We start from the raw sequence: 7238 nt of genomic DNA, 5'->3' as shown, positions 1-7238 counted from the left end.
GTTGCCCCGGCCCGTCCCGGCACCCCGTGACCGCGATCCGCGTCCACCGGGTGGTGCCGGCCGGCCGCCCCAGCCCGCCGGCGCCACCCGGTCACCCCCCGACCCCCCCGCCACCGCACTGTCAGCCCTGGACCGTCGAGGCGAGTCGGCGGCGTACGCCCAGCAGGACGAGGCCGCCGAAGATCATCCCGAAGCCCACCGTGCCCACCAGTGCGAACGACTCGCCCGGCAGCAGCCCGCCAACCGACCGGGCCAGGATGCCGAGCACCATGTAGAGCCCGGCCCAGAGCACCGCGCCGACCGCCGCGAAGCTCAGGAACCGCCGGTACGACATCCGCAGCCCGCCCGCGGCGAGCGGCAGCAGCGCGTTCAGTACCGGCAGGAAGGGTGCCACCATCACCATCCGGCCCCCGCCACTGCTGAGAATCCGCTCGGCCGCCGACCAGCGCGCCTCCCCGATCCACGCCCCGGTACGGCTGCGCCGTAGCCGGGCGCCGAACCGCCGACCGGCGAAGAAGGTGAGCGACCAGCCGCCGAGGCAGCCGCCGATCACCGCCAGGAACGCCCCCACACTGGCCGGCCGACCGACCCCCACCGCGGCCAGTACCGCGACGTCGCCGGGCACGAGTACGCCGAGCAGTGGAATCGCGTCCAGCATCATGACACCGCCGAGCACCGCCAGAAAGACTCCCGACGGCAGTTCCCCCACCTGAACCAGCCAGTCCGCCACGTCAGGAACGTTACGGACGGAACGGCATCCGGACATCCGGGTCGAGCCCTGGTAACCGAGGCGGGCAACCCTGACTCGATCTAGGGGTGACTCCGCCGTCCGGCCTACGCCGAGGTTTGTACGACTCCCGACTTCCGCCCGCACCAAGTACGCAGGGAGGCTACTGTCGGTGACGTACAGGGCACGCCACGCACCGGGCGCGCCGCTAAGGAGACACCCATGGCAACCGGAACCGTCAAGTGGTTCAACTCGGAAAAGGGCTTCGGCTTCATCGAGCAGGACGGCGGAGGGCCGGACGTGTTCGTCCACTACTCCGCGATCGCCTCGTCCGGCTACCGCGAGCTCAACGAGGGGCAGAAGGTCGAGTTCGACGTCACCCAGGGCGAGAAGGGCCCGCAGGCGGCTAACGTGCAGCCGCGCTGACCAGTTCGCTACCCGCCGGGCGGGCCGGTGCCGCCGGCTCCGTGTCGTGCCGCGGTTCGGGTAGGTCGCGGCGCTTCCGCAGCGGGCCGATCAGCAGGATCAGCCCGCTCAGCGCCAGCCCGGCGGTGATCACCCACATCGCCGGGCGGAGGCCGAGCGCCATACCGAGCGCGCCGCCGAGCACGGCACCCAGCGGCATGGTGCCGAGGTTGACCACCTGCATGGTCACGCGGACCCGGCCGAGCAGCCGGTGCGGCACGTACGCCTGGCGGAAGCCTGCCTTGATCACGTTGCCGGCGACCACTCCGGCGCCGATCACCGTGCCGGCCAGCACCAGCAGGCCGAGCCGGGCGCCGGGAGCGGTCAGCGGGGATCAGCAACCCGAACGGTTCGGCGCCGAGGGCGCAGAGCAGCAGCGCGCGGGCGCTGCCGAGGTGCCGGGACAGCCTGGTGGCGATGGCAGCGCCGAGGCTCATCACGGCGACCAGGCCGCCGACCGTACCCGGACCGACCCCGACCTCGCGGACCAGGAAGACGACCAGGATCGCCTGGTAGCCGACCAGGCCGAGGTTGCTGACCGCGCCCCAGACGGTGAGCACCCGCAGGCAGGGATCGCGGGCGGTGAACCGTACCCCCTCGGCGATCTGCCGGCCGAGACCCGCCGCCGGATCGGCGGTGCGGCGTGGCTCCTGGCGACGGATCGACAGCAGGCAGGCGGCCGAGCCGAGGAAGCCGAGCACGTCCGCCAACAGCGCTGTCGCGGCGCCGACCAGGCTGGCCAGCAGGCCGGCCGCGCCCGGGCCGGCCACCTGGCCACCGCCTCGGTGCCCTGGAGCTTCGCGTTTCCCTCGGCCAGGTCGGCCCGGTCCAGCAGGGTGGGCAGGTAGACCTGGTACGCGGTCTTGAAGAAGACGCTCACGGTGCCGCCGCCCAGCGCAACGGCCAGCAGGTGCCCGATGGTGAGTACGCCGAGCCAGCCGGCGACCGGCACGCTGGCGAAGAGCAGCGCGGCGACCAGGTCGCAGGTCACCATCACCGGCCGGCAGCGCAGCCGATCCACCAGGGCGCCGGCCGGCAGACCGACCAGCAGCCAGGGCAGCCATGCGGCGGCGGTCAGCAGCGCCACCTGGAAGGTGCTGGCGTCGAGGGTGGCAACCGCCACCAGCGGCAGCGCCACGCTGGTGCCGAAGGTGCTGCTGGCCTGGCCGATCCAGAGCAGCCGGAAGTCCCGTTGCCGGAGCAGGCTCATTTCGTCTCCTCCCGCTCGCCGGCCTCGCGGCGGGGAGACCCGCGCCGTCCGACGCCGACGCCTCGGCGCGGGCACGTCCCACCAGTGGCGACGTTGTTCGGTCGGCATCGACGGGCGGCGGGTTCGGCTGAGAGCCGAAGGGCTCGCCAGCCTCCGCGCGGAGATCTAGCGTGACGCTATGGAGAAGCTCGCTCTGGTCGTCGGCGCCACCGGCCAGGTCGGCCGGGCCGCGGTCCGCGCCCTGGTCGCCGACGGCTGGCACGTCCGGGCCGCCGCCCGGGGCCTGCGGGCCGGGGCACCCTGGCCGCCGCACTGGAACGTCGAGCTGGTGCCGCTGGACCGCGAGGACGACGCCGGGCTGGCGGTCGCGGTCGGCGACGGCTGCGACGTACTGGTCGACACCGTCGCGTACGACGCCCGGCACGCCCGCCAACTGCTCCGGCTCGCCGACCGGATCGGTTCGGCCGTGATCGTCTCCACCGCCGGGGTCTACCTGGACGACGCCGGCCGGGGGTTCGGCGCCGAAGGGGTCCGGTTCCCGGTGCCGATCGCCGAGACCCAGCAGACCGTCGTACCGCTCGACCCGGACGCGGCGCCGGACGCGGAGACGTACGCGGCCGGCAAGGCGGCCCTGGAACGCGAACTGCTCGCCGCCGGGGCGGTCCTGCCGACCACGCTATTGCGGGCCGGTGCGATCCACGGGCCGCACACCGTGCACCCGCGCGAGTGGCACTTCGTCAAACGCGCCCTGGACCACCGGCCGGTACGGGTGCTGGCGTACGCCGGACAGAGCCGGTTCCATCCGGTCTCCACGGCCAACCTCGCCGAGCTGATCCGGCTCTCCGCCGCCGAGCCCGGGGCCCGGGTGCTCAACGCCGGCGACCCGGAGCCACCGACCGTACGCGAGATCGGCGCCGCCGTGCACGCGGTGCTGGACCACGGTGCGGAGGACGTGCTGATCGACGGCCCCTCGCCGGCACCACCGGTCGGCGAGACACCGTGGTCCACGCCGTGCCCGGTGGTGCTGGACATGAGCCTGGCGGAACGCCAGCTCGGCTACCGCCCGGTGACCAACTATCTCGACTCGCTGCCGGAGACCGTACGGTGGCTGGTGGACGCCGCGCACGGCCGGGACTGGCGGACCGTCTTCCCCGATCTCGCGCAGAACTACCGCACCGACTACTTCGACTACCTCGCCGAGGACGCCTGGCTGCGCCGCCGCACGACCGGCTGACTGACCAGGCCACACGACCGGCTGACCCGGCCGCCGAGCCGCCGGGTGCTCAGGTCGCAGCAGTGAGTTTGGCGGCCAGCTCCCCGATCCGGTCGCCGAACGCCGCCCGCAGCGCGGCCGCCGCGTCGTCGAGGTCCTTCGAGCCCAGCCCGTTGAGCACGCCGTCGATGATCTGCTGCTCGTTGACCCAGTCCTTGCCGAGCATGTTCATCTGGTTGGCCTTGACCTCGGTCAGCATCCCCTCGATGGTGTAGAAGTGCTGCCGGATATCGGTACGGCCGCTTCCGTCAGGCTTCTGCGCGCCCTGCCACAGAAGGTAGTTGTTGTCCTTGGCGAACTTGAGCAGTTGTTCCTGCTCCTGATCGGACAGTGCCGGCATGATGTTCTCCCCTCCGGACGATGCGGCGACGTCGCGCCGGAACTGGTTCATGTTGAAACTCGGGTCCGTCTTGACACTCGGGTGTCCGTAGCCGGCCGGTTGGTGCTCCTTGTGGCCGGCGATCCCCCAGCCGGTACGGTCGCGCAGCGCCCGTACGCCGCGCACGTAGGAGTCGTACTGCCGGTCGGTCCACGGCTCGCCGAGGGCGTGCTGCGCCTCGATGCCGATCAGGCCGGAGTTGCCGACCCCCTTGAACGGCCCGGCCCAGCCGACCCGGACGTGGTTGCACCGGCCGGAGGCGATCACGTGCCAGTGCCCGGTGCGCGAAAGGTAGAGCTGGGCTATCGGCGGTGGCGCCGTCGCGGAACCGTTGAGCAGGACGTAGATCTCGCCGGCGTCGGTGGAGCGCAGCGAACCGCGGGTCTCGTGGCACATGATCCCGTGTGGATCGAAGGATGTGGACCCGCGACTCCGCCAACCGCCGACCTCGTGCACGGTGAGACCGGCGGACCGGAGCACGTCGGCGAGCCAGAGCAGTCGCATCGATCAGCCCTCCTTACTCGGAGGTAGGGGTTCACTACTGACCGTATCTGCGACGATGGCCCGAGTCCAGTCGTCCAAGCTGCCAATATGAGCAAAAGCAATGGTCAACCGACCCGAGGTCGGGATAGGACGACTAGCCGGCCACCGGCCTCAGAAGGCCAGGCACTCACACTCCGTCATCAGCGCGCGGACGTTACGCACGTACTGCGGGTTGGGGATCTTCAGCCCGTCGTCGGTCACCACCGCCCCCGGCCCGAAGTTGTACGCCGAGATCACCGCGTTCAGCAGACAGGAGTTGAGTTCGGTGCCGCAGTCCTCGGCGGACACCCCGTAGTCGCTCTCGAAGAAGGCGTCACCGATGTACTTGATCAGCCAGGCCAGGTAGTTCGCCCCGAGCGTGGCGTTGTCCCGGTAGGCGTCGATGTCGTACGACTGGTCGAAGCGCTGGTTGACGAAGGCCGCAGTGTCCGGCATGACCTGCATCAGCCCGACCCCGCCGTCGCAGGCGATGATGTTCGACTGCCAGCCGCTCTCCTGCCAGGCGGTGGCCTTGACCAGGTCGACCGGCACCCGGATGCTCGGCGCCGAACTCGGCCAGTAGGTCCGGCCGGCCGCCTCGGTCAGCGCCTGCTTGACCTGGGCCCGGCTGGCCTGGGTGCCCTCGTAGCGCGGCTTGGTGCAGCCGGTCTCGGGCTTGGGCGGCGGCGGGGGCAGCTTCGTCTCGGTCGGCGGCTTGGGGACCTTGCGCGGACCCGGCTTCTTGCTGGCGGTGCGGCTCGGGGTCGCCGACGGGGTCGGCCGGGCGCCGAGCCCCGCCACGGCCGGCGGCTCGGTCGTCGGCTCGCCGGCCGCGACCGGGTCGGCGGCGACGGAGGGGGCGGAGGGGTCGGTCTCCGCCGCGACCGTGGTCGTGCCACCCTCGCCCCCCGGCTCGCCGTTGGCGCAGGCGACCACGCTGGCGAGCGCCAGGACCACCGCCCCCGACACCAGCCCGGTCCTGCGTAGCCACTCAGTCATTCGAGTCCCCCCAGATCTCCCGGCGCACCATAACAGGCACGCCGACAGCTCAGGGTGCCTCGACCCTCCGGCTGGCCGGGGCCGTCTCCTCGACGGCCGGGGTGCCGGCCCGCTCCGCCGACGGCCGCTCCTCACCTGCGGGCGGTCGGGCCTCACCTGCGGGCGGCACGGCCTCGCTTTCCGACGGCTGCCGGGCCTCGGCTGCCGAAGGCCGTGGCGGGTTCGCCGTGGACGGCGCGGCCGAAGCCCCGGCCGCGCGTACCGCGCGGTCCCGGGTCGCCCAGGCGACCATGAAGACCGCGGTCCAGAGCACCCCGAGCAGCATGGAGGTGACCGTCTCGCTGGCCGAACTCCAGCCGACGTAGAGCCGGGCCGCGCCGATCATCACCACCCCGACCGCCGCCACCGTCCAGGCCGCCACCGCCATCGGCCAGCGGCTCTGCCGGGCCAGCAGCCAGGCCAGCGTGCAGAGGCTGGCCGCGACCACGGCGTTCTGGGCCGGCAGCAGCCGTACCGGTGTGCCGCTGGTCGGCCCGGTGACGTCGGTCACCAGGACCAGCACCAGCAGCGGTACGAAGGCGCCGACCGTGCCGAGCACGCTGAGCAGGTCGACCCGCCACGGTCGGGTACGCCAGCCGACCACCGCGGCGACCAGCGCCACCACCAGGATCAGCACCGGACCGCGCAGCGCACCGATCGCGCCGTGCGCCAACTCGGCCACCCCCTCGGTACGCCGGGAGGCGAACCACTCCGCTATCGCGCTGTCGACCACCGACAGCCCGCTGTGCGTGACCACCAGGTCGAGCAGCCAGGCCAGGGTGAGCCCGGTCACGAAGAGCAGCGCCAACCCGGCGACCAGATTGGCCAGCAGCGTCCAGCCCGGCCCGATGTGCATCGACAGCACGAAGAACAGCACCCCGTACCGCCGGGCGAGCCAGCGCAACGGCGGCCGGGCGACGGCCCGGGTCAGCAGCGACCGCACCGGGTCGGGGTTCCGGCCGAGCCAGCGGCCGACCAGCACGATGGCCACGATGAAGACGATCAGCAGCAGTACGGCACCGGTCGCCTTGCCGAGGTAGTGGGAGACCGTCTCGTACGACTCCCCGGCCAGATAGCCGGCCAGCACCGAACCGCCGACCCAGGTCACCACCCCGGCCAGGTTCCACGGCGCGAACCGCCGGTACGGCATCCCGGCGCTGCCGGCCAGCCGGGGCACCAGGGTCCGGGCGAAGGCCACCCAGCGGGCCGCGAAGACCCCGCGCCCGCCCAGCCGGGCCAGCATCGCGTCGGCCTTCGCCCAGCGCTGCGCCCCGACGCGGCTCCCCCAGCGGCCGGCCCGCAGCCGGGTGCCGTGCCGCCGGCCGCTGCGGAAGGCCAGCGCGTCGCCGAGCACCGCTGCGACAATCATCACCACCAGCGCCGGCCCGAGCCGCAGCATCCCGGTGTAGGCGAGGAAGCCGACCAGCAGCAGGGTCGCCTCCGCCGGCATCACCAGGCCGACGATCACCGCCGTCTCGGTGGCCACCAGCAGCGCGGCGACCAGGTAGACCAGCACCGGTGGCAACTCCCGCACCACCGTCAACACATCCTGCACGGCGACCCCCCGAACACCCCGGCCAGCATGCCAGCCGTGTGGTGTGATGGCACAGCGATTCCCGCCGAG

6 protein-coding genes and 3 pseudogenes are annotated in these 7238 nt (G+C 72.5%); 2 read left to right on the top strand and 7 right to left on the bottom strand.

Annotated elements, in window-relative coordinates; all coding sequences use genetic code 11:
• Window positions 1-121 precede the first annotated feature (121 nt).
• Window positions 122-730 (bottom strand): DedA family protein, encoded by a 609-nt coding sequence (locus R6Y94_RS05275; protein WP_318394589.1) that lies wholly within the window; start codon window positions 728-730, stop codon window positions 122-124.
• A gap of 219 nt (window positions 731-949) precedes the next feature.
• Here R6Y94_RS05275 and R6Y94_RS05270 point away from each other — a divergent pair, with 219 nt between their 5' ends.
• Window positions 950-1153, top strand: coding sequence for a cold-shock protein (locus tag R6Y94_RS05270; protein WP_278063023.1), 204 nt, complete (start codon window positions 950-952; stop codon window positions 1151-1153).
• Here the strand turns inward: R6Y94_RS05270 and R6Y94_RS05265 are convergent.
• The 3 genes and pseudogenes from R6Y94_RS05265 to R6Y94_RS05255 all read right to left on the bottom strand — a co-directional run.
• On the bottom strand, window positions 1134-1487 hold the full coding sequence (locus tag R6Y94_RS05265; RefSeq protein WP_318394625.1) for a hypothetical protein: 354 nt from the start codon (window positions 1485-1487) through the stop codon (window positions 1134-1136). The two genes, R6Y94_RS05270 and R6Y94_RS05265, sit on opposite strands and share 20 nt — an antisense overlap.
• A 139-nt stretch (window positions 1488-1626) precedes the next feature.
• Window positions 1627-1962, bottom strand: a pseudogene (locus tag R6Y94_RS05260) (MFS transporter); the annotation flags it as partial.
• A 50-nt stretch (window positions 1963-2012) separates the two neighbouring features.
• Window positions 2013-2402 (bottom strand): annotated as a pseudogene (locus R6Y94_RS05255) (MFS transporter); the annotation flags it as partial.
• A gap of 178 nt (window positions 2403-2580) precedes the next feature.
• On the opposite strand from R6Y94_RS05255, the gene R6Y94_RS05250 reads away from it, so the two are divergent.
• Entirely contained in the window at window positions 2581-3636 is a 1056-nt protein-coding gene (locus R6Y94_RS05250) for an NAD(P)-dependent oxidoreductase (protein ID WP_318394588.1), read from the top strand.
• 49 nt (window positions 3637-3685) lie between these two features.
• On the opposite strand, the gene R6Y94_RS05245 is transcribed toward R6Y94_RS05250, so the two are convergent.
• The 3 genes and pseudogenes from R6Y94_RS05245 to R6Y94_RS05235 form a co-directional block, all read right to left on the bottom strand.
• Window positions 3686-4558, bottom strand: a complete 873-nt coding sequence (locus R6Y94_RS05245; RefSeq protein WP_318394587.1) for an N-acetylmuramoyl-L-alanine amidase — start codon at window positions 4556-4558, stop codon at window positions 3686-3688.
• 150 nt (window positions 4559-4708) lie between these two features.
• Entirely contained in the window at window positions 4709-5575 is an 867-nt protein-coding gene (locus tag R6Y94_RS05240) for a lytic transglycosylase domain-containing protein (RefSeq protein WP_318394586.1), read from the bottom strand.
• Window positions 5576-5759: 184 nt separating this feature from the next.
• Window positions 5760-7169 (bottom strand): annotated as a pseudogene (locus R6Y94_RS05235) (DedA family protein); the annotation flags it as partial.
• Window positions 7170-7238: the final 69 nt, after the last annotated feature.

The sequence above is a fragment of the Plantactinospora sp. KLBMP9567 genome (assembly GCF_033446045.1).
Classification (GTDB): Bacteria; Actinomycetota; Actinomycetes; order Mycobacteriales; family Micromonosporaceae; genus Plantactinospora.
Note: the sequence above shows the minus strand (reverse complement) of the source record. Positions and strands in the feature narration are given on the sequence as shown.